Below are 18,129 nucleotides of genomic sequence, written 5' to 3'. Positions count from 1 at the left end.
CATCTCTCATGCACAATGCCATGATTTACAGCACTATCGCAATAAAAATGGCGCAGATAACGAGATTTTTTTCGTTGTTTTTGTATTCAGGATACAATAGCGTACATTCAAGTGCCCGATCTGTGGAGATTTGAGAGCATGCCTGTGTGGGACGGCAGAAATGAATGGCGGAACGTCGATGGTGACGGGACGCTGACGCGCAAACAGATTGCCCTCCGTCGGGAGTGGCGCTGATGTTGTTTCGTCCCTCTAGCGCCATCCGCAATGGCATAGCTCGCGGCGGCGCACCGTGTGATGTATCGATCGCCGGGATTTCCGTGGCCTATGGCGACACGATGCCGGTACGCAATCTATCTCTGGACATTCAGGCTGGTGAATTTCTGTCGCTGCTCGGACCCAGCGGCTGCGGAAAGACCACGACCCTGCGCGCCGTTGCAGGTTTCGTTGCGCCCAGCGCCGGCGATATCCGGATCGGTGGACAGTCCGTTGTGAATGTCCCGCCCAATCAACGCAGCATCGGCATGGTTTATCAGAACTATGCCCTCTTCCCCCACATGACCGTGGCGGACAACATCGCTTTCGGCATGAAAATGCGCGGCTTTCCGCGCGCGGAGATCGCGCAGCGAATCCCGCAATTACTCACCCAACTTCAGCTTTCGCCGTTCGGTCAACGCTATCCCAAGCAATTGTCCGGCGGGCAGCAGCAGCGCGTCGCGCTCGCGCGCGCATTGGCCTTCAATCCGGGCGTCCTGTTGCTGGACGAGCCGTTGGCGGCGCTCGACAAGCAGTTGCGTGGAGATATGCAGTTCGAATTGCGGAAGCTGCAGCGTGAGGTCGGCATAACGACCATCTTCGTGACCCACGATCAGGAAGAAGCTCTCTCCCTGTCGGACCGAATTGCAGTGCTGCATGAAGGCAAGATCCTCCAGGTCGGCACGCCGCATGAAGTCTATAAATTTCCTTGCTGCCGTTTCGTCGCGGAGTTCATCGGCGAGGCGAACATGTTGCAGGGCTCCGTCGTGGGGTCCGGGCGCGACGCCATGTTGCAGATCGACGGCATCACTGAAAAACATCGCCTCAGCGCCGCTCATGATAGCGGTACTGTGTCGATTCTTCTGCGACCGGAAAAGCTTCACCTTCATACCGCCGGCGAAGCGGCTCCCGCCAGTCACAACGCGATCCACGGGCGCATCGTCAATTCGGTCTTTGTCGGAACAAGTCTCAAGTATCAGGTCCAGATCGGCTCCGGGCGTTTGCTTCGCGTCGACTCTCAAGCAGATCGCGAACGACCTGCGGATATCGGCGATGAGGTCGTCCTGTCGTGGATGGCGGATGACGCGCGGTTATTCCGCAACGACCTACTGGAGGCATGATGCGTTTGCTACTCATCAGCAACTCCGGCCGACCTTTTCTGCAGCATTGCCGTACCGAGGTGCTCAATTTTCTGCGGTCCGTTAGATCGCTTGGTTATATCACCGCCGCGCGGCTTGACGATGAAGATGAGCGCTTCAAACTCGCCGCCACCGCGTTGTCCGACTTCGGAATCATGACAGAGCATCTCCGGCTGAGCGACGACTTCAAGTCTCGCTTGAAGCGTGCGGAAGCTGTGCTCGTCAGCGGCGGCAATACTTACGCGCTGCTCAAGCGGTTGCGTGACGCGAGTGCTCTTTCCTTGCTTGCCGACCGGGTCAGGGGCGGCCTGCTCTATATCGGCACCAGCGCGGGCACGAACATCGCGGGCCCGAACATTCTCGCCACCAACGACTGGAACGTCGTCGGCTGCAATCAGTTCGACGCCATGGGGCTCGTCCCGTGGGCCATCAACCCCCACTATCTTCAGCAAGACCCGAACATGGCAACGGGGAGCGAAACTCGCGATCAACGGATCGGCGAGTATCTCACTATCAACAGGGCGCCGTTGCTGGCCATTGAGGAAGAGACTGCCGTCCGCATCGAGGGCGGACACGCAAGTGTCGTCGGATCGGGTCGCGTCCGTCTGTTTCAACCCGATGCCGAGCCGATGTGGTTTGCAACTGGCCAGACTTTGCCAGCCGTCACGCTGTCGTACTCCGCCCCGATGGTTTCGTGATGTCCGTGCAATACGTTGCCGCCACGAGTGTCGCAGATGCCATCTCGCTCGCAAGGCATTGCGGCGCGGGAGCCCGGCTCATTGCCGGAGGCACCGATCTTGTCGTTCAAATGCGGCGCAAGGTGCTCGCACCAACCCATCTGATCGACATTCAGCCCATCGACGAACTCAAGCAGGTCCGGATTGACGATCGTCAAGTCGAGATCGGTGCGATCGTAACGCATAAGGAAATTGAGCGCCTCTTTTCCTCCTATCCCCATCTTGCCGGTCTGGTCGAGAGCGCACGGATCGTGGGCGGACATCAGATCCGCAACAGCGGAACGATCGGCGGAAACATCTGCAACGCGTCTCCTGCTGCCGACCTGCTGCCGATCCTGCTGGCGCTGGAGGCCACTATCGAACTCCAGGGACCCGATGGCAGCCGGCGCGAGCCACTTGAAAGTTTTCTCAAAGGCCCCGGGCGCACATCGCGCCATACAAATGAAATTCTGACGCGCATCACCTTTGCCACTCCTCCCCGCTCATCGGCCACGGCCTTCCTCCGCGCTGGTCGCCGCCGCGCAATGGAAATCTCGCTCGTTTCGGCAGCGGTCTTGGTCGTCCTCGACGCGAACCAGAGGTGCATAAGCGCGCGCATCGCCATTGGCGCAGCAGCTCCCACCGCCTTTCGCGCACGCGAGGCCGAGGCCGCCCTGATCGGTGCGCCGATCACTCCGGCAACGTTGCAGACCGCCGGCGAAGCAGCGGCGGCCGCCGCAAAGCCGCTTTCCGACGTTCGCGCTTCAGAGACATACCGCCGCCGACTGGTCCGGGTCATGACGGCGCGAGCTCTCGAAGCCTGCGTCAAAAGGATCGAACAATGACCCAGATCTTGTTCACGCTCACCATCAATGGCGAGCACTACGAAACGCATGCCGAACCCGACACGTCGCTGCTCGACGTGCTACGCGACAACCTCGGCCTTACCGGAACGAAAACAAATTGCCTCGAGGCGGAATGCGGCGTCTGCACCGTCTTGCTGGATGGCAAGGCGGTTTGCTCCTGCATCACTCTGGCAGCTCAATGTCAGAGCAAGTCCATCGTCACCATCGAAGGGCTCGCCGAGGGCTCGACGCTTCATCCGCTTCAATCCGCCTTCCTCGAAACAGGCGCCGTTCAGTGCGGCTACTGCATTCCGGGCATGATCATGACAGCAGTATCGTTCCTGCATGAAGTCCCGAATCCGACGGACAGCGAAATCCGCGAAGGCCTTGCCGGCACGCTGTGTCGCTGCACCGGCTACCAGAAAATCGTCGAAGCCGTTGCGACGACTGCAAAACAACTCAATCAAGACTCCAGAAATCTACCACGATCTTGAAGACTAACGTTTACAGGGGGAAGTAAGATAAAATGGATTACAAACCGTTCAAATCAAAACTTCAAATCGCTGTCGTCGCTCTCGCAGCCCTTCAGACCATGTCGTCCGCAGCTGCGGCACAGGACAAGAAGCCGCTGGTGTTCATGACCTGGGGCGGCGTCTGGCAGCAGACCTTCGACAAGATCGCAAAAGAATACGAGGCCAAGACGGGTCAGCCGGTCTCAGTCATTGTTCAGGGCGCCGGAGAGGCCGGCCTTGCGCGCGTGATCGCGCAAAAGGACAAGCCGGAGATCGACCTCTGGTCGACCAACATGATCAACTATGAGCGCGGCAAGAAGGCCGGCGTGCTTGCTCCATTTGACAAGGCTGGCGTTCCCAACGCCGCGAAAATGGATCAGTCCCTGATCTTCTCGCATGGCATCACCACCTGGGTGTCGCTCCGCGGAATCTTCTATCGCAAGGATCTCGTGCCGTTCGAACCGAAGACTTGGGAAGACCTTTGGGACCCTCGCCTGAAGGGCAAGATCGCAGCTCCTGCCGCGACTTTCGATCCCGGCTATTTCCCCACGATGGCGGCTTTGCTGGCGGGTGGTAGCGAGCGCAACCTCACTCCGGGCTTCAAGAAATTGAAGGAACTGCGTCCTAGCATTCTCACCTTCTACACCAACAACGTTCAGTCCATTCGCCTTCTGGAGAGCGGCGAAGTCGGGCTGACCGCGTGGGGCATTCTGCCGAACGTGATCAGCTACATCAAACCCGGTGGGAACTACGGCTTCGTCGTGCCGAACAAGCCCCTCTTGATCGCCGAAACGCCAATCGCGCTGATTGCAGGCGCCCCCCGGAAGAAAGAGGCTGAAGCTTTCCTCAACTATCTGCTGTCGATGGACGTGCAGACGAGAATTGCCGATGCCTTTGGCGCGCGCCCAGTCAACAGCGATGCAAAGGGCCCGGAGGTCGTCGAATCAATCCTGACAAACCTCAAGGGAGCATATGCGATCGACTACGATTATCTGTCGGACAATCTCTCAGATATCATCAAGAACTATGACCAAGAGGTCGTCCAATGACGTCTCTTGCTCCGGCAAGTCGTCTGGACAGGCTGGCGCGTGACCGATCGGCCCTCAAGGGCCTGTTGCTCACGGCCCCGGCCCTCATCCTGCTCGTTTACTTTTTTGCCGCGCTTGCCAATATTCTCTCGTTAAGCGTTACGGATAACTCCGGGGCCTTTTCGACGAAAAATTTCACGACGTTCGCGGCGGACGCGCGATTCAGAACCTACCTCATGCGGTCGGCCTGGATCGCGCTCTATGTTACATTCATTGCCTTGCTGGCTGGCTACCCCATCGCCTATGTCATGAGCCGGGGGCGGCAAAGGATCGCTTCCATCGTCACCCTAGCGCTCGCCATCCAGTTTTTCTCCATCTACGTCATCAAGATGTACGGCTGGATGCTGGTTCTCGGCAACAACGGCATTATCAATCGTACATTGCAGGCGATCGGTCTAACTGATGCGCCGGTCAAGCTGATGTATAACGAACTCGGCGTTGCCATCGGCCTGTTCGCCTCCTCCCTTCCGTTGATGGTCTTTCCGATCAGCTCCGTGTTGCAGAACATCAACTCCGAATACGAAGAAGCCGCGAAAGGCCTGGGCGCCAATCCCATATCGGCCTTCTGGCGCATCTTGCTGCCGCTGAGCGCTCCAGGCGTGACAAGCGGCGCAGTGCTGACATTCGTTTTCTGCTTCACGGCCTATCTGGGACCGTCCTTGCTCGGCGGCGGAACATTCAAAATGATCGGCAATCTGATCTACGATCAGGCAACTGTTGGCTTCAATTATCGGCTTGCCGGTGTAGCGGCGGTCGTAACCCTGTCTGTCAGTCTGTGTGTTGTCTTCGGCATTACCGCGCTTGGCAACAGAGTGCTTGACGAGAAACGACGATGACCAGAAACACCGCCTCAACCGACCCGCTTTACATCTTCAGTTTGATTGTTGCTGCGATCGTCCTGACATTCGTCACACTCCCGTTGATCGTCACCTTCGTGACGGCCTTCAATGCCACGACCCAAGCGGCATTTCCTCCAGAAGGTTATTCGCTCCGCTGGTTCAAACACGTATTCGAGCGTCCGGAATTCGCAGGTCCATTCTACAGAAGTCTGGCGCTGGCGCTCGTCTCAGGCCTGTGCGCCATGACGCTTGGCACAATGTCGGCCGTCGCCCTTACTAAGTATCGTTTCCCCGGGCGCAACGTGATCGATACTGTTCTGATGTCGCCGCTGATCGTTCCTCAGGTTATTCTAGGCCTGTCCTTTCTTGTATTCAGCGTGCAGACCAAGGCCCTCGGCAGCTTCGCGACGTTGGTCATTCTGCATTGTGTTCTGACGCTGCCCTATTCGGTCCGCGTCATCCGCGCGTCCTTGCAAAGCATCAGCCTTACGCCGGAAGAAGCCGGAGTCGGCCTTGGCGCCTCCGCGCTCAAGAGCTTCGTCCTGATCACGCTTCCGCAGATCAAGTCCGGCATCTTCGCAGCATGTTTCTTCTGTTTTGTGATCTCGTTCGACAATTTCACGGCAACGGCCTTCCTCGCCCAGAACGACACGACGCTGCCTGTCGAAATCTTCTTCTACATCGAAACCCGTGTCGATCCGACGATCTCCGCGATCGCGGCGCTGATGATGCTCGGAACGGTCTTCTTTGTTCTCGTTATCGACAGGCTCGTTGGCGTGAAACGGATTACCTAATCGCCTTATAGGAAAGCTGCCGCGAGCGGACGACGCAAGTGTGACAGTGAGGAAAGCAGACGATGAACAAACCATTCAATGTCGTCGGGAAGCGCTTGCAACGGATTGACGGCACGGGAAAGGTCACCGGATCGACGATCTTCGGAACCGATTTCTCCCTGCCCGGCATGTTGCACGGAAAGATCTGCCGCAGCACACACGCCCACGCACGCATCCTTCGCATCGACACGGAGGCCGCGCGGAAGATGCCTGGCGTGCGCGGCATCATCACCGCCGTCGATGTGCCCTGCACCCGCTACGGCTCCTTCATCAAGGATATGGAAGTCTTCGCCTCCGCCAAGGTCGTCCATATCGGACAGGCCATCGCGGCAGTTGTGGCGCAGACGTCACGGCAGGCCGAGGCAGCCTGTGCGGCAATCGAAATCGAATATGAGCCCCTTCCCGGCGTTTTTGATATCGAAGCTGCACTCGACAAGAACAGCCCGCTGGTCCACGAGGATTTGCTAACCTATCAGGCCATGCCGATCGTACGGCGTGATGGCAATGTATCAAATCGCTCCATGCTTCGCGTCGGCGATGTCGAAGCCGGCTTCGCGCAATCTGACCGGATTTTCACCAACCGGTTCGAAACTAGCCCGGTTCATCCGGGCTACACCGAACCGCGCGCTGCGGTTGCCACCTATGACCCGGCCGGCCAGTTCTCGGTGTGGACCAACACTCAATTGCCGTTCGAAGCACAGGCGACTCTCGCCGATATTCTGATGGTGCCCACCTCGCACATTCGTGTCATTTGCACGACGATCGGGGGCGGCTTCGGCGGCAAGCTGCGGCTCGGCGTCGAACACTATGCTGCGCTGCTGGCCAAGAAGTGCGGACGTCCCGTCAGGATCGCGACGACGACGGAAGAGGAAATGACGGCTGCCTATCCGCGACAGCCTGTCATTGTCGAATTGAAGACCGGCGTCACCAATGACGGCCGCATTCTCGCCAAGCAGGGCCGTATCCTTGTCGACACGGGCGCAACTTCGGGGTCCGGCGTTGGCGTCGGGTCGAGTTCGTCGTTGATTCTTGCCGGCCCCTACAAGATTCCAAATCTGCTTCTTGAGGGTCTGGCAGTCTACAGCAACAGGACCCCCACCGGATCGTTCCGTGCGCCGTCGGGGCCGCAATCGAACTTTGCGGTCGAATCCCAGATGGACATCATCGCTGATGCGCTCGGGATTGATCCCCTCGAGTTTCGCTTGAAGAACATTCTGCGCGACGGCGATACGGCGGTGAACGGTCAGGTTCTCGACAAGGTCAGCCTCGAGGAATGCCTCCTGAAAGCTGCCGACGCCATCGGATGGTCCAATCGCAAGCCGGGACCCTGGCGCGGCAAGGGAATTGCCTGCAGCTGGTGGACGACGACATCCGGCTCCTCGGGAGTCTATATCAAGGTCGCAACTGACGGACGGGTTCAGCTGAACACCGGCTGCGCCGAGATCGGCACTGGCGCCCTCACCGGTGCCGCACAAATTCTCGCTGAGGAACTGGGTGTCAGCTTGAGCGACATCAGCATCGTAAGTGCCGACAGCGCCTCGACGCCCTATGACTACGGCGCACAGGGCAGCCGCGCGGCGTTCGCGGTAGGTAACGCCGGCCGTGCCGCAGCCGCCGAGTTGCGCAAGCAGGCCATCACCATCGCAAGCAAGCTGCTGAAGCTGCCGGATGACAAGCTGATCTACGGCAATGCCGCCGTCTGGGGGGAAGGAAAATCGGTCTCGCTGGCTGACATTGCCCGATCGGCGCAGCTATCAAGCGGAGGCCTCATCGCACACGGCACCTTCATCGCGCCGCCCACGGTCTACGATCCGAAACGCAGCGAGCACATGGTGATCACCACGCTCAACTCGCCCAGCTTTCATGCGCACGCCGCCGATGTCGAGATCGATCCCGAGACCGGCGACGTACATATTCACGACTACGTGGTGGCCCAGGACGTGGGATTCGCGATCAATCCTACATTGATTGAAGGCCAGATCGAAGGCGGCGTCGTTCAGGGTCTCGGACAAGCGCTGTCCGAGGAGATCGTCAGCATCGACGGCAAGGTCCGTAACGCCAACCTCACCGACTACAAGATGCCGACCTGCGTCGATGCTCCGCGCATCCGATCCATTCTCGTGAAGTGTCCGAGCGAGAACGGCCCGTTCGGGGCGAAAGGTGTCGGAGAGCCGCCGGTCATCGAACCGCCGGCGACCATGGCCAACGCCATCGCATGTGCGTCCGGGGCCCGGGTGACCACGCTTCCGATGACCGCCGAACGGATCGTCGACAGGTTGTCCGCACAAACCCAGCAGTTCGTTCCCGGCAATAGAGCGCCGGGTTTCTCAACCGAGAGACAGTTATGAAGATCGCCTCATCCAGTCTGGACACAGTGCAAGCCTACAAGCTGCTCAGCGGGATCGTCGTGCCCCGGCCGATCGCCTGGATCACGTCACGGTCGAGCGACACCGTCATCAATCTTGCGCCCTTCAGTTGCTACACTTTCGTGTCAAGCAATCCGCCGATGGTGGGATTCAATGTCGGCAAAAAAATTTCCGGCGCCAAGGATACCCCGACCAACATCATGCGGACCGGCGAATACGTTGTGAATATCGCCGATCATACGATGATCGCAAACGTTCACAAAAGCTCCGGCGAATTTTCCACTCATGAAAGCGAGGTCGAACTTCTCGGTCTCAAGACCACGCCGGGCGAGTTGGTCGATTGCCCTCGTCTTAGCGATGTCCCGGTCAGTATGGAATGCCGTTACGTATCGTCCACGCCGTTCGGCCGGGGAAACACGCAGTTCATCGTCGGTGAAGTTGTGGTCTTCCACATCCGGGACGACCTCTATGACAACGGCAAGATCCACACCGAAAAGCTTCAACCGATTTGCCGCATCGCCGGCCCGAACTATGCGACACTCGGCCCGATTGTATCGCAGACATTGTCCGGAACCTGGGGACCCGGCGATACAGTGGCGCGCTGGGAAAAAACCGAGCGCCCCAGATAGAAGACATCAGGCCGGTCGCGACCCATCGCGCCGAGAAAGCCGCGACGCAAATAATGTTGCCTCCCGCGCGAGATGAACCTTGGCGGCAAGGTCTGTCATCAGCGTTGCGGTGAAATGAACAGGAATCGCTAGACCTTCAACCGATCCGATATCGGCGTGGTCTATCAGCAGTCCGTCGATCAGCCCGTCATAGTGCCGGGCAATCGATTCCGTCGTCACCTCGATTGAAAGCTCTTCCATGATCTTCACGGTCGGCCCCTTGATGGCCTGGCCCGCAATGATTGGAGAAACCGCGACAACCGGCGCGCCATTGGTCATCAATAATTCGCGCATTCCGGCGACGGCGAGGATCGGGTCGATGCTCAAATAGGGATTCGAGGGACACAGCACGATCATGCCGACGCGGGGCGAACGCAGGATCTCCACAACATTGCTGCTTGGTTTCGCCTGCTCACGTCCAGCAAACGAGATAGAATGAACCCTTGGTTCGCATCGCCGGGCAACGAAGTAGCGCTGGAAATCCAGCAAGCCTTCGTCCGTCTCGACCTTTGTGCGCAACACATCATCCGTTACCGGCAGAATACGCCCCGCTATGCCAACCGATTGCCGGATGGCATCGATGCATGCGGTCAATGTCTGCCCGGCAGCGAGGCGGCGCGTGCGTTCAATATGGATCGCCAGGTCCTTGTCGCCCAGCAGAAACCATTCCTCTCCACCAAGCTGGCGAAGCGCTTCCATGAAATTCCAGGATTCGCCGGAACGACCCCACCCGCGGACCTCGTCGCTCAGCCCGCCAAGTGTGTACAGCACAGTGTCGATATCCGGACAGATACGCAGACCGAGGTGATCGAAATCATCTCCAACATTGACAACAACCGTTAGACGCTCGCCAAACAGACGCTGCAACCCGAGTGCAAGCTTCGCGCCCCCCACTCCCCCGCAGATCGCGACAACTTCATTGTCAGAATTCAAAATTTCATTCATCACACCAGCGTCCTTCGCTATCGGAACATGTCCAACTCGCGCGGGCGGATCAACGACGCGGCGTCGTTCTCTGCTCCCGGATTGCGGAATCCTCGCACATGAATGATCGGCATGCCTTCGGCTCCCTGCCCCATGAGCAGCGAAGCCGCAGCGGCCATCTCGTCGGCAATCGCAACCTCAGTCACGACCATGGCGCGGCCGAACAGATCCGGCGCACCGATCATATTGAACAGTGAACTTATTCCGGCGGACCCAAGCGCGACGCCGACAACACCGTTGCGCCAGGCCCTGCCGAAGCTGTCATTGATGATCACGCCCAGCTTTACGCCGAATTCAGCATCGAGCCGCTGCTTGATCTGACTGCATGACGCGTCCGGATCGACCGGCAGCAAAAGCACACGATGCTTCGCGCCGGCGTCGATATTCGATTCGTCGATGCCAGCATTCGCCATGACGAAACCTAGGCGATGCTCGACGATGATGACATTGGTCTTGGCGCGAAGAACCTCGCGCGACTCCGACAGGACGACCTCAAGGTGGCGAGGGTCCTTGCCGGTGATCGCTGCAAGGTCTTGCGCCCTCGCCGACGGGACGATCGACTCCAAATAAACGTAGCGATTTTCTGATTTAGAAATAATCTTCTGGGCAAGAACGACGATATCGCCGTTCTGAGGCTCGATCTTCGCCGCAGCCAGGCCATCCTTGATGATCTGACAGATGTCGTCTCCCGGACTTACTAGCGGGATATCGGGTAGCGCCGTGTAAGTAATCGATCTCTTCATAATTACTCCAGGAATCTGGCACTAACATCCGCCACTTCGTCCGTAAAGCCTCGGCGCGCCGTTCGCTCAACATACAAAATATTCCTGTAAATTCCATAACCGCTCATTACGCGAATCCATGCCCCTCCGCGGATTCAATCTCATCGAGATGCTGGTTCCGGCCGAAACCACGCAGCAGAGGAACTGTAAGCGACAACTATTGCTTCCTGTCGATCTCTGCTAAATTTGCTCGAGTGATCGACAAACGGTGAAGAATTATGGGTGCTCAGGTTTTCTCGGTCCGCGCATTTGACAATGACATAGAGGCCACGCATCGGAAGCAAATGCGGAAACTGGCGGGCTACACCGTGCCCGTACCGCCTAATTGGCTTCCAGAGCTGCTCTCGGAGAGGTCATTCGAAATCGGATCGCGGAAAAGCATCGAAGACATTCAGCCCACACGCGCCGTTCGAATCCGGTCTCTGTAGAGACTCGGCATGCGTAAGAAGCCCGCCATTGGCGGCCTTTTATCGCAACTAAGAGAGAAATTCTCTGAAAGCCGGACTGGATGGCTGGCGACACAGTGCTGATCGCACACGTCTCTGAGGGAATTCCCTGCTAACAGGGAGTTTTACAGGGAAATTCGCGAAATTAGGCCTCTGCAGAGAGCTTTAGACGCAAGAAACTACAGCGTCACAGCGATTTCTGAGATAATTCCCTAGGAAAATTAGCAGCGAATACATTTCGAGGAACAGGGAAATTTCCGCTCACAACAGGGATTTAAGGGCTCGGAACATTGACCGGCTTGCCCGCTAAGCGTTGAATTCTCACATACTTGTCTAGCATCGCGTGGACGCGATCTGTTTTCCCCTTCGATTTGTGGATGTGGAGAGCGAGATGGTGGCAAAGAGTGGATCCTGGACACGTCAGGGCGAGGCTTTCTGGCGGCCGCATCATGAGGCGTGGAAGCGCAGCGACTTGAATCAAAGGCAGTATTGCGAGGCATATGGCGGGGGCCAGCGCTGGGCAACCGTCTGCTCGCCCATCACAACCGCCAAGCTCAACAATGTCGAGCCCTTCGCCTATCTCACGGACGCGCTCGAACGCATGTCCGGCGGTCACCCGATGAGCCAGCTCGACGACCTCCTGCCCTGGAATTGGCGTCCATTGACGGCTCTCAACTGACACCAGGTGTCAGAAATGGACGCTTACTGGTGAACGAGATTGCGCTACATACAGGAGATTCGAATTATTTAGCCAGACGGCGACAATCCTGTCGCGAGTCGCGGCGAGATGGCGGAGGTTCGAAAAATCACTGACGCGAGCCGTCCAACAGGATGGCTGGTGACCCGGAGCATCGATAGGGAGCGTCACGGTGACAGAAGCCGATGTGGACCTCCGCCGACTGTTTATTCTCGATGCGTGCACAGTCATTAGACGCGGGCGCCCACTCCAATTTTCGATCCAAAGCTCCAGAACCGTGGAACTTCAAGCCAAATTGCCAAGCCCATTTATAGCTGTAATGCGGGTCTCATAGTGCTAATTATGAGACGATCTTTCAAACGAGAAAATACTCATGAATTTAAGACAGATCCGCTACTTCCTCCAGGTGGCGGAACTCGGGAATTTGACGAGGGCGTCCGATGTTCTCAACATCGCGCAGCCGGCTCTGTCTCGCCAGATCCGACTTCTCGAAGAGGATCTCGGAGAATCCCTTTTCACTAGGTCCGGACAAGGAGTCGAATTAACGCAAGCTGGTCGAGCGCTGAAGGAGCACGCCGCCTCCGTTGTGAACCAATTTGATAAACTCCGCGAAGTTATCGGCGACCAATCCTCGCCTAGAGGTCATTTGACGGTTGGGCTGCCCCCCGCGATTGGTCAGTTCGTCAGCCTTGAATTGATTGACGAGTACTGCCGTCGATACACGGACGTGCATCTGCACGTCCGTGAAGGCATCAGCATTGATCTGGCAAGCGATGTACAGCAACGGAAGATCGACTGCGCTGTGGTTGTCTTGGATGATACACCCGGAGTAAATGCCGAACAGCTGTTCACGGAAGGCTTGTTCCTGGCGGCGCCGTCCTCCGCTGGGTTATCACCAAGCAATCCTGTCACCCTAAAAGCCGCTGAAAACAAGCCGCTTATTCTCACCAATAGAATGAATAACTTTCGTCTCGCAATCGAGGCTGCCTTTAAGCGCGCAGATATATCCATGCGCATACTCGCGGATAGCAACTCAACCCGCATGATTTCTAATTTGGTAACACGCGGAACCGCTTATAGCATCCTCCCCTACTGCGCCATCCAAGCATCACTGATGCAGGGCGACCTTTCGGCGAGTCCGATCGAAGGACTTCACGTGAACTGGGCCTTCATTCGCCCAGCGGCCGGAGAGCTGACCTTGCCCGCCAAACTCTTTCGGCAACTTCTACTGGATATCGTGCGGAAGAAAATTGAGAACGGTAGTTGGCCGAGCGCTATACTGGCCGAGACGCGTGACTAATGGGCACCCAGATATAGCTCGCTTATCAGATCACTGTTCTTCAGCTCAGCCGCACTTTCGGCTGCAAATGCAATATGCCCGTGCACCAAGACATAGCCGCGATCGGCTATCCGCAGAGCCTCTGCAAAGTTCTGCTCGGCCATTATAACGGTCAAGCCAAACTTCTTCTTTAGCTCACTTATCTTCGTTATGGCTTGAGTGACCATGATGGGAGCTAGTCCAACAGAGGGCTCGTCCACTAACAAAACCCTAGGGGAGGACATTAAGGCCCGGCCCAACGCCAGCATCTGCTGCTGACCGCCCGACATAGAGCCCGCAGGCTGTCGTCGCCGCTCCTTTAGAATGGGAAATGATTCGAAACAGTATTCTAGATTTTCTTGGGTTCGCTTACGTGCCGCTTTGCGATATGCACCGAGAAGAAGATTCTCTTCGACCGTTAGCAAAGGAAAGAGCCGGCGGCCCTCCGGGACTATGCTAATTCCTCGTTCAACGATCTGCTCCGTGGTGAGCCGAGACAGGTCAAACACGTCACCATCTATCTCTAAAGTCACCCGGCCAAGGGTCGGACGTACATCTCCGATTAAGCACTTCATCAAGGTGCTCTTACCGTTTCCATTGGTCCCCAGCAGGACTACCGTTTCCCCTTCGCGCACCTCCAGTGACAGGCCGTGCAGCACCTGCACTGGCCCGTATCCCGCGTGGAGGTCGCTGACGACGATCTTAACTGCCAAGGTAAGCCCTCCTGACTTCCGGATTCGCCATGACCTTTTCTGGAAGGTCATCGCAGATGATCTGCCCTGCGCTCAGGCAAACAATGCGTTGCGAGAACCGCATGACCGCCTGCATGATATGTTCAATCATGATGATGGTGATCCCTGCCGAGTTCAATTCGAGCAGGATATCCAGAATCTCGTTGACTTCTTTCATGGCCAGGCCGGCCATCGCCTCATCACAGATGAGCAGCTTCGGCCGCGCAGCTATTGCGCGCGCAAGCTCCAGCTTCCGCAGCTCGACTTGAGAAAGTTTGCCTGGATGAGCATGACTTCGATCATCAAGCCTCACACGACTTAAGATCTCGCTCGCCTCACGGTACACCGATTCCTCATTGGATGCATCGATCGACCCGTGGACGATATATTCCAGAGGTACCATGAGGTTCTCGACCACCGACATCGAGTGAAACGGTTGTGGAATCTGAAACGTTCGTGCAACACCCCTCTTCGCCCTTTGATGAGGCGCCAGCTTTGATATGCTTGAACCCTCGAACGCGATTTGCCCGGTATCGACTTCCAGAGCGCCGGAAATACAGTTGATCAGCGTCGTTTTTCCCGAACCATTCGGGCCGATGAGACCAAGCCGCTCACCGCTTGCGACGTTAAGATTGACATTGGACAGCGCCGTAAAGCCAAAGAATTTCTTTGTAACGTCCTGAACGTTCAGAAAGGCAGTCATCGCTTGATTAACCTTTCAGTCAAGCGCCGCGTCGATGATCTGGACGTCTGCCAGTCTCGAAACCAATGAACCAAGCCGACTAAGCCGGAAGGTGCGACAACTACAAAAACCATGAGTGATAAACCGACGATGAGGAGGTGCTTCTCGGGACTGGCCGAAACAGCAAATTGCTGGCTGGCAGAAATCAGAACGGCACCAATCGCGGGCCCCCACCATTTCGACATTCCCCCGATCACTGCCATGGAGAGCGCCATTACGGAGTAGTTAAGATTGAAAGCGGAGTGCGGCTCGATGAAACTGGAATACAAAGGTAACGTTGACCCAGCCATTGCCATAAGCCCTCCCGACAGCGCACAGGCTATTAGCTTCAGCCTCAGCGTAGGCACTCCCGAACATTCGGCGGCAATCTCGGCATCCCGCAATGCCTGCAACCCCCGTCCTAGCCAAGACGTTTGGACGTACCGCGCAACGGCGAGTGAAATGACCGCCAGGACCGTCATGACCACCAAAAGCATTTGCGTGTAGGTCTCAAATCCAAGCGGAATCGGAGGTCGAAGGATCTGCATACCCGTCGCTCCGCCAACGTAGCGCCAATTCAAGACAAACGTTTCGATGACAATAGCGACGGCAATCGTCGCGATCGAGAAAAAGATGCCCTTTAACCGAAGTGTTAAAAGTCCGACGCAAAGTCCCATAGCTGCGCCGATCAGCGCTGCACCGCTGATCTGCACAATCAGCGGAGCCTGAAACGTGAGCATAAGTACGAGGGCTGCATACGCGCCGGCGCCGAAGAAGGCGCCCGTCCCAAAGTTTACATATCCCGCATATCCCCCCAGCACATTCCAGGCCGTCGCGAGCACCACATACTGCAGGACGATATAGCTGACGTACAGGTAATACTCGTTGAGGCCGAGCGCTGGTAAAAGATAGGCGGCAACAGGAAGCGCAGTTGCCGCAATCCAGAAAGCGATAGAGCTCTTTTTCATCGGCCAAACAATCCTTGTGGACGAATCCCCAACACGAGGAGAAGGAGGCCATAGGCTACGGCGGGCGCCCATGAAGCTCCGAACATGGTAAGGACCAGGGATTCAATAACGCCGAGGATTATCCCGGCCACGAGCGTGCCGGTTACGCTGCCCAACCCAGCCAGCACCACGACACAGAATGTGCGGCCGATGTAGACGCGATCGAGACTGGGCTCGACCGGGCTGACAATTATCAGCAAAGCCCCGCCAATAGCCGCAACCGCGGTTGCTAGGCCAAAGGCCCATTGCTTTGTAAGTACAGGGTTGATGCCCACAATGCGCAACGCCCAGGCATCCTGCGCAACAGCTCGGATCGCCCGCCCCTGCATCGTATTTGATAGATAGAGATTCAAGATCAGGGTTGAACCGACCGCGACGAGCAGCGCCACGATCAGCCGCCACGGCAATCGCATCTCGCCCATAGCGAAACTATTGCCGACATACGCAGCGGTAGCGGTACGCTGGTCCAGGCCAAAAGCTATCGAGAGGAAAACTTGAACAAGAAACGCGATGCCGAAAAAGAAAGCGATGCCACGGACGCCCGCGTCGGCTCCGCGCTTTTCAAAAGCCTCGTAGTAAAATCGATAGACTAAGACTCCAAAGGCAAAAAACGGGAGGACGATCAGGAGAGCTGCGATGAGCGGATCGAAGCCGTAGGTCCCCAATAAAAAGACCATGTAGGCTGCAAGAACCAAAAAGGCCGCATGCGCAATATGCGGCACATCCAACAATCCGAACGCAATCGACAGCCCAAGGCTAAGTGCTCCGTAAAAACACCCAACCAGGACGCCGAATACAATTGCCTCAAATAGAAGGTCGAGTGAAATCATCAATGTTCTCCACATGGCTCCTTGCAGGCGACGAGTGTTGCTCGCCGCCCGTAAGCGCAAGGACCGTGTTGGTGGTGACGCTATCGCTTGCGTGCCTGCTGAAAAGACACGAACTCGCCTGTGCGAAATTCCTTGGGCTCAACGATCACCTGCTTGCCCGCTTGCCGGAATTGCTCGAGATCGTTGTCTTTAATATCGCGGAATTGAACCATGACGACGCGCGGGTTGGCCCACTCACCGTCCGGACCCCAGCGAATAGGTCCTACGATCGTGCTGACCTCGTTCTTCCGAAGATAGTCCGCGAGCACGTCATGCTTGAGGCTTTTGGTTGCCGTGACTGCGCGCTCTAAGATCTGAGCCGATGCGTACGCAAATGGAGCGACGTAATAACCTAGCGTTTCGACATTCGCGCCCGAAGCACGCTTGGCGAAGCGATCCAAGAAGTCTCGGATGCCTGGGAAGGCCATCGTGCTTTCCGGAACGTACGTATGATAATTTACGACGCCGTTCAGCTGTGATCCGAGCGTCTGCATCACCGACGCATACTGCAAGCCGACCATAGCGCCTCCAAAAAGCTTTACAGAGGAGCCTATCCCAATCTCGTTTACAGCGCGGATGATGGCAGTTGAGTCGGCAGGATATGACGCGACGAAGACCATATCTGGAGCCGCCGCGCGGATTGCCCTAATCATCGCCGAGAAATCGACCGTGGTAGGCGGATAGGATTGCTCGTAGACCGTCTCAAATCCCGCACTCTTTGACAGCGCCTTCGCGCCGCCAAGGATATTTTGTGAGAACTCTTGATCCGCGGCCAAGAACGCAATCTTTTTGACCCCGGCTTGCGTGCCGAGACGGAAATAGCCCCCTACCCAGCTTTCCGCGTCGCTCCACGGCGAATTGTTGAACCACATATCGTGTTTCGCCTTGGAGTTGATCTGGTAGCCGATGTGCCCGATCATCAACAATCGCCGCTCCTTCGCGGACGGCATGATAGCCGCTGCGGGGACCGTTCCATAAGGCGCGATGAGAAGATCTACCTTGTCTAGATCGACAAGCTTGGAGAGAATTCCCGGGGTCTGTGCGGGATTAGCCTGATCGTCGTATGCGACGATTTCAACCTTGCGTCCGAGCAGACCGCCGCGCCCGTTTACATCTTCCGCCCACATCTGAAGCGCAAGCTGCGACTGCCTTCCGCCGCTTGCAAGCGGACCTGAAAGGGCCATGCTCGTTCCGATTTTGATAGGGGCTCCTTGTGCCACCAGCTGGCTTGAAACGGTGAGTGCGCCCAGGCCGAGCCCCATTCCGTACAGAAAGCGTCGTTTTGAAACCTCTGTCATCTTATCCTCCCAGTTACT

At 57.0% G+C, this 18,129-nt stretch carries 17 protein-coding genes and 1 pseudogene; 11 read left to right on the top strand and 7 right to left on the bottom strand.

Annotated features, from left to right (window positions below):
* Nucleotides 1–233 precede the first annotated feature (233 nt).
* The 9 genes from AC1RKJ_RS18285 (at nt 234) to AC1RKJ_RS18245 (ending at nt 9,219) form a co-directional block, all read left to right on the top strand.
* Nucleotides 234–1,373 (top strand): ABC transporter ATP-binding protein, encoded by a 1,140-nt coding sequence (locus AC1RKJ_RS18285; RefSeq protein ID WP_492792331.1) that lies wholly within the window; start codon nt 234–236, stop codon nt 1,371–1,373.
* The gene (gene pepE, locus AC1RKJ_RS18280; RefSeq protein ID WP_492792330.1) at nt 1,370–2,089 is read left to right on the top strand and encodes a dipeptidase PepE; all 720 of its coding nucleotides are present in this window, start codon (nt 1,370–1,372) and stop codon (nt 2,087–2,089) included. The genes AC1RKJ_RS18285 and pepE overlap by 4 nt, the downstream gene beginning before the upstream one ends.
* A complete protein-coding gene (locus AC1RKJ_RS18275) occupies nt 2,089–2,952 on the top strand; it encodes an FAD binding domain-containing protein (protein ID WP_492792791.1) in 864 nt (287 codons plus the stop codon). Before pepE ends, AC1RKJ_RS18275 begins: the two co-directional genes overlap by 1 nt.
* Complete coding sequence (locus AC1RKJ_RS18270) at nt 2,949–3,446, top strand: (2Fe-2S)-binding protein (protein ID WP_492792329.1); 498 nt, start codon at nt 2,949–2,951, stop codon at nt 3,444–3,446. Before AC1RKJ_RS18275 ends, AC1RKJ_RS18270 begins: the two co-directional genes overlap by 4 nt.
* A gap of 32 nt (nt 3,447–3,478) precedes the next feature.
* Entirely contained in the window at nt 3,479–4,513 is a 1,035-nt protein-coding gene (locus AC1RKJ_RS18265; RefSeq protein WP_492792328.1) for an ABC transporter substrate-binding protein, read from the top strand.
* A complete protein-coding gene (locus AC1RKJ_RS18260) occupies nt 4,510–5,388 on the top strand; it encodes an ABC transporter permease (protein WP_492792327.1) in 879 nt (292 codons plus the stop codon). The genes AC1RKJ_RS18265 and AC1RKJ_RS18260 overlap by 4 nt, the downstream gene beginning before the upstream one ends.
* Entirely contained in the window at nt 5,385–6,185 is an 801-nt protein-coding gene (locus tag AC1RKJ_RS18255) for an ABC transporter permease (RefSeq protein ID WP_492792326.1), read from the top strand. Before AC1RKJ_RS18260 ends, AC1RKJ_RS18255 begins: the two co-directional genes overlap by 4 nt.
* 62 nt (nt 6,186–6,247) lie before the next feature.
* Nucleotides 6,248–8,572: a xanthine dehydrogenase family protein molybdopterin-binding subunit gene (locus AC1RKJ_RS18250; protein ID WP_492792325.1), complete on the top strand. Its 2,325-nt coding sequence runs from the start codon at nt 6,248–6,250 to the stop codon at nt 8,570–8,572.
* Nucleotides 8,569–9,219: a flavin reductase family protein gene (locus AC1RKJ_RS18245; protein ID WP_492792324.1), complete on the top strand. Its 651-nt coding sequence runs from the start codon at nt 8,569–8,571 to the stop codon at nt 9,217–9,219. The genes AC1RKJ_RS18250 and AC1RKJ_RS18245 overlap by 4 nt, the downstream gene beginning before the upstream one ends.
* Nucleotides 9,220–9,225: 6 nt before the next feature.
* Here the strand turns inward: AC1RKJ_RS18245 and cofD are convergent, their stop codons facing one another.
* On the bottom strand, nt 9,226–10,203 hold the full coding sequence (gene cofD / locus AC1RKJ_RS18240) for a 2-phospho-L-lactate transferase (protein ID WP_492792323.1): 978 nt from the start codon (nt 10,201–10,203) through the stop codon (nt 9,226–9,228).
* A 17-nt stretch (nt 10,204–10,220) separates the two neighbouring features.
* Nucleotides 10,221–10,985 carry a coenzyme F420-0:L-glutamate ligase gene (cofE, locus tag AC1RKJ_RS18235; protein WP_492792322.1) on the bottom strand — a complete coding sequence of 255 codons (765 nt, stop codon included), beginning with the start codon at nt 10,983–10,985 and terminating at the stop codon, nt 10,221–10,223.
* Nucleotides 10,986–11,972: 987 nt separating this feature from the next.
* Here cofE and AC1RKJ_RS18230 point away from each other — a divergent pair.
* Both AC1RKJ_RS18230 and AC1RKJ_RS18225 read left to right on the top strand, forming a co-directional pair.
* A pseudogene (locus AC1RKJ_RS18230) lies at nt 11,973–12,149 on the top strand (transposase domain-containing protein); the annotation flags it as partial.
* A gap of 391 nt (nt 12,150–12,540) precedes the next feature.
* Nucleotides 12,541–13,467, top strand: a complete 927-nt coding sequence (locus AC1RKJ_RS18225; protein WP_492792321.1) for a LysR family transcriptional regulator — start codon at nt 12,541–12,543, stop codon at nt 13,465–13,467.
* On the opposite strand, the gene AC1RKJ_RS18220 is transcribed toward AC1RKJ_RS18225, so the two are convergent.
* The 5 genes from AC1RKJ_RS18220 to AC1RKJ_RS18200 form a co-directional block, all read right to left on the bottom strand.
* Nucleotides 13,464–14,198 (bottom strand): ABC transporter ATP-binding protein, encoded by a 735-nt coding sequence (locus AC1RKJ_RS18220; protein ID WP_492792320.1) that lies wholly within the window; start codon nt 14,196–14,198, stop codon nt 13,464–13,466. The genes AC1RKJ_RS18225 and AC1RKJ_RS18220 overlap by 4 nt on opposite strands.
* Nucleotides 14,188–14,919: an ABC transporter ATP-binding protein gene (locus tag AC1RKJ_RS18215; RefSeq protein WP_492792319.1), complete on the bottom strand. Its 732-nt coding sequence runs from the start codon at nt 14,917–14,919 to the stop codon at nt 14,188–14,190. The genes AC1RKJ_RS18220 and AC1RKJ_RS18215 overlap by 11 nt, the downstream gene beginning before the upstream one ends.
* Nucleotides 14,916–15,905: a branched-chain amino acid ABC transporter permease gene (locus AC1RKJ_RS18210; RefSeq protein ID WP_492792318.1), complete on the bottom strand. Its 990-nt coding sequence runs from the start codon at nt 15,903–15,905 to the stop codon at nt 14,916–14,918. The genes AC1RKJ_RS18215 and AC1RKJ_RS18210 overlap by 4 nt, the downstream gene beginning before the upstream one ends.
* Nucleotides 15,902–16,774 (bottom strand): branched-chain amino acid ABC transporter permease, encoded by an 873-nt coding sequence (locus tag AC1RKJ_RS18205; protein WP_492792317.1) that lies wholly within the window; start codon nt 16,772–16,774, stop codon nt 15,902–15,904. The genes AC1RKJ_RS18210 and AC1RKJ_RS18205 overlap by 4 nt, the downstream gene beginning before the upstream one ends.
* 80 nt (nt 16,775–16,854) lie before the next feature.
* On the bottom strand, nt 16,855–18,111 hold the full coding sequence (locus AC1RKJ_RS18200; protein WP_492792316.1) for an amino acid ABC transporter substrate-binding protein: 1,257 nt from the start codon (nt 18,109–18,111) through the stop codon (nt 16,855–16,857).
* Nucleotides 18,112–18,129: the final 18 nt, after the last annotated feature.

The organism is Afipia sp. GW822-FHT04G07 (assembly GCF_058800765.1).
This window is presented reverse-complemented; position numbering and strand designations above follow the sequence as displayed.

Excerpts from the sequence above, each read along its gene's own strand:
- AC1RKJ_RS18285 (WP_492792331.1), top strand. The coding sequence starts at position 234 with ATGTTGTTTCGTCCCTCTAGCGCCATCCGCAATGGCATAGCTCGCGGC.
- pepE (WP_492792330.1), top strand. The coding sequence starts at position 1,370 with ATGATGCGTTTGCTACTCATCAGCAACTCCGGCCGACCTTTTCTGCAG.
- AC1RKJ_RS18275 (WP_492792791.1), top strand. The coding sequence starts at position 2,089 with ATGTCCGTGCAATACGTTGCCGCCACGAGTGTCGCAGATGCCATCTCG.
- AC1RKJ_RS18270 (WP_492792329.1), top strand. The coding sequence starts at position 2,949 with ATGACCCAGATCTTGTTCACGCTCACCATCAATGGCGAGCACTACGAA.
- AC1RKJ_RS18265 (WP_492792328.1), top strand. The coding sequence starts at position 3,479 with ATGGATTACAAACCGTTCAAATCAAAACTTCAAATCGCTGTCGTCGCT.
- AC1RKJ_RS18260 (WP_492792327.1), top strand. The coding sequence starts at position 4,510 with ATGACGTCTCTTGCTCCGGCAAGTCGTCTGGACAGGCTGGCGCGTGAC.
- AC1RKJ_RS18255 (WP_492792326.1), top strand. The coding sequence starts at position 5,385 with ATGACCAGAAACACCGCCTCAACCGACCCGCTTTACATCTTCAGTTTG.
- AC1RKJ_RS18250 (WP_492792325.1), top strand. The coding sequence starts at position 6,248 with ATGAACAAACCATTCAATGTCGTCGGGAAGCGCTTGCAACGGATTGAC.
- AC1RKJ_RS18245 (WP_492792324.1), top strand. The coding sequence starts at position 8,569 with ATGAAGATCGCCTCATCCAGTCTGGACACAGTGCAAGCCTACAAGCTG.
- cofD (WP_492792323.1), bottom strand. The coding sequence starts at position 10,203 with ATGAATGAAATTTTGAATTCTGACAATGAAGTTGTCGCGATCTGCGGG.
- cofE (WP_492792322.1), bottom strand. The coding sequence starts at position 10,985 with ATGAAGAGATCGATTACTTACACGGCGCTACCCGATATCCCGCTAGTA.
- AC1RKJ_RS18225 (WP_492792321.1), top strand. The coding sequence starts at position 12,541 with ATGAATTTAAGACAGATCCGCTACTTCCTCCAGGTGGCGGAACTCGGG.
- AC1RKJ_RS18215 (WP_492792319.1), bottom strand. The coding sequence starts at position 14,919 with ATGACTGCCTTTCTGAACGTTCAGGACGTTACAAAGAAATTCTTTGGC.
- AC1RKJ_RS18210 (WP_492792318.1), bottom strand. The coding sequence starts at position 15,905 with ATGAAAAAGAGCTCTATCGCTTTCTGGATTGCGGCAACTGCGCTTCCT.
- AC1RKJ_RS18205 (WP_492792317.1), bottom strand. The coding sequence starts at position 16,774 with ATGATTTCACTCGACCTTCTATTTGAGGCAATTGTATTCGGCGTCCTG.
- AC1RKJ_RS18200 (WP_492792316.1), bottom strand. The coding sequence starts at position 18,111 with ATGACAGAGGTTTCAAAACGACGCTTTCTGTACGGAATGGGGCTCGGC.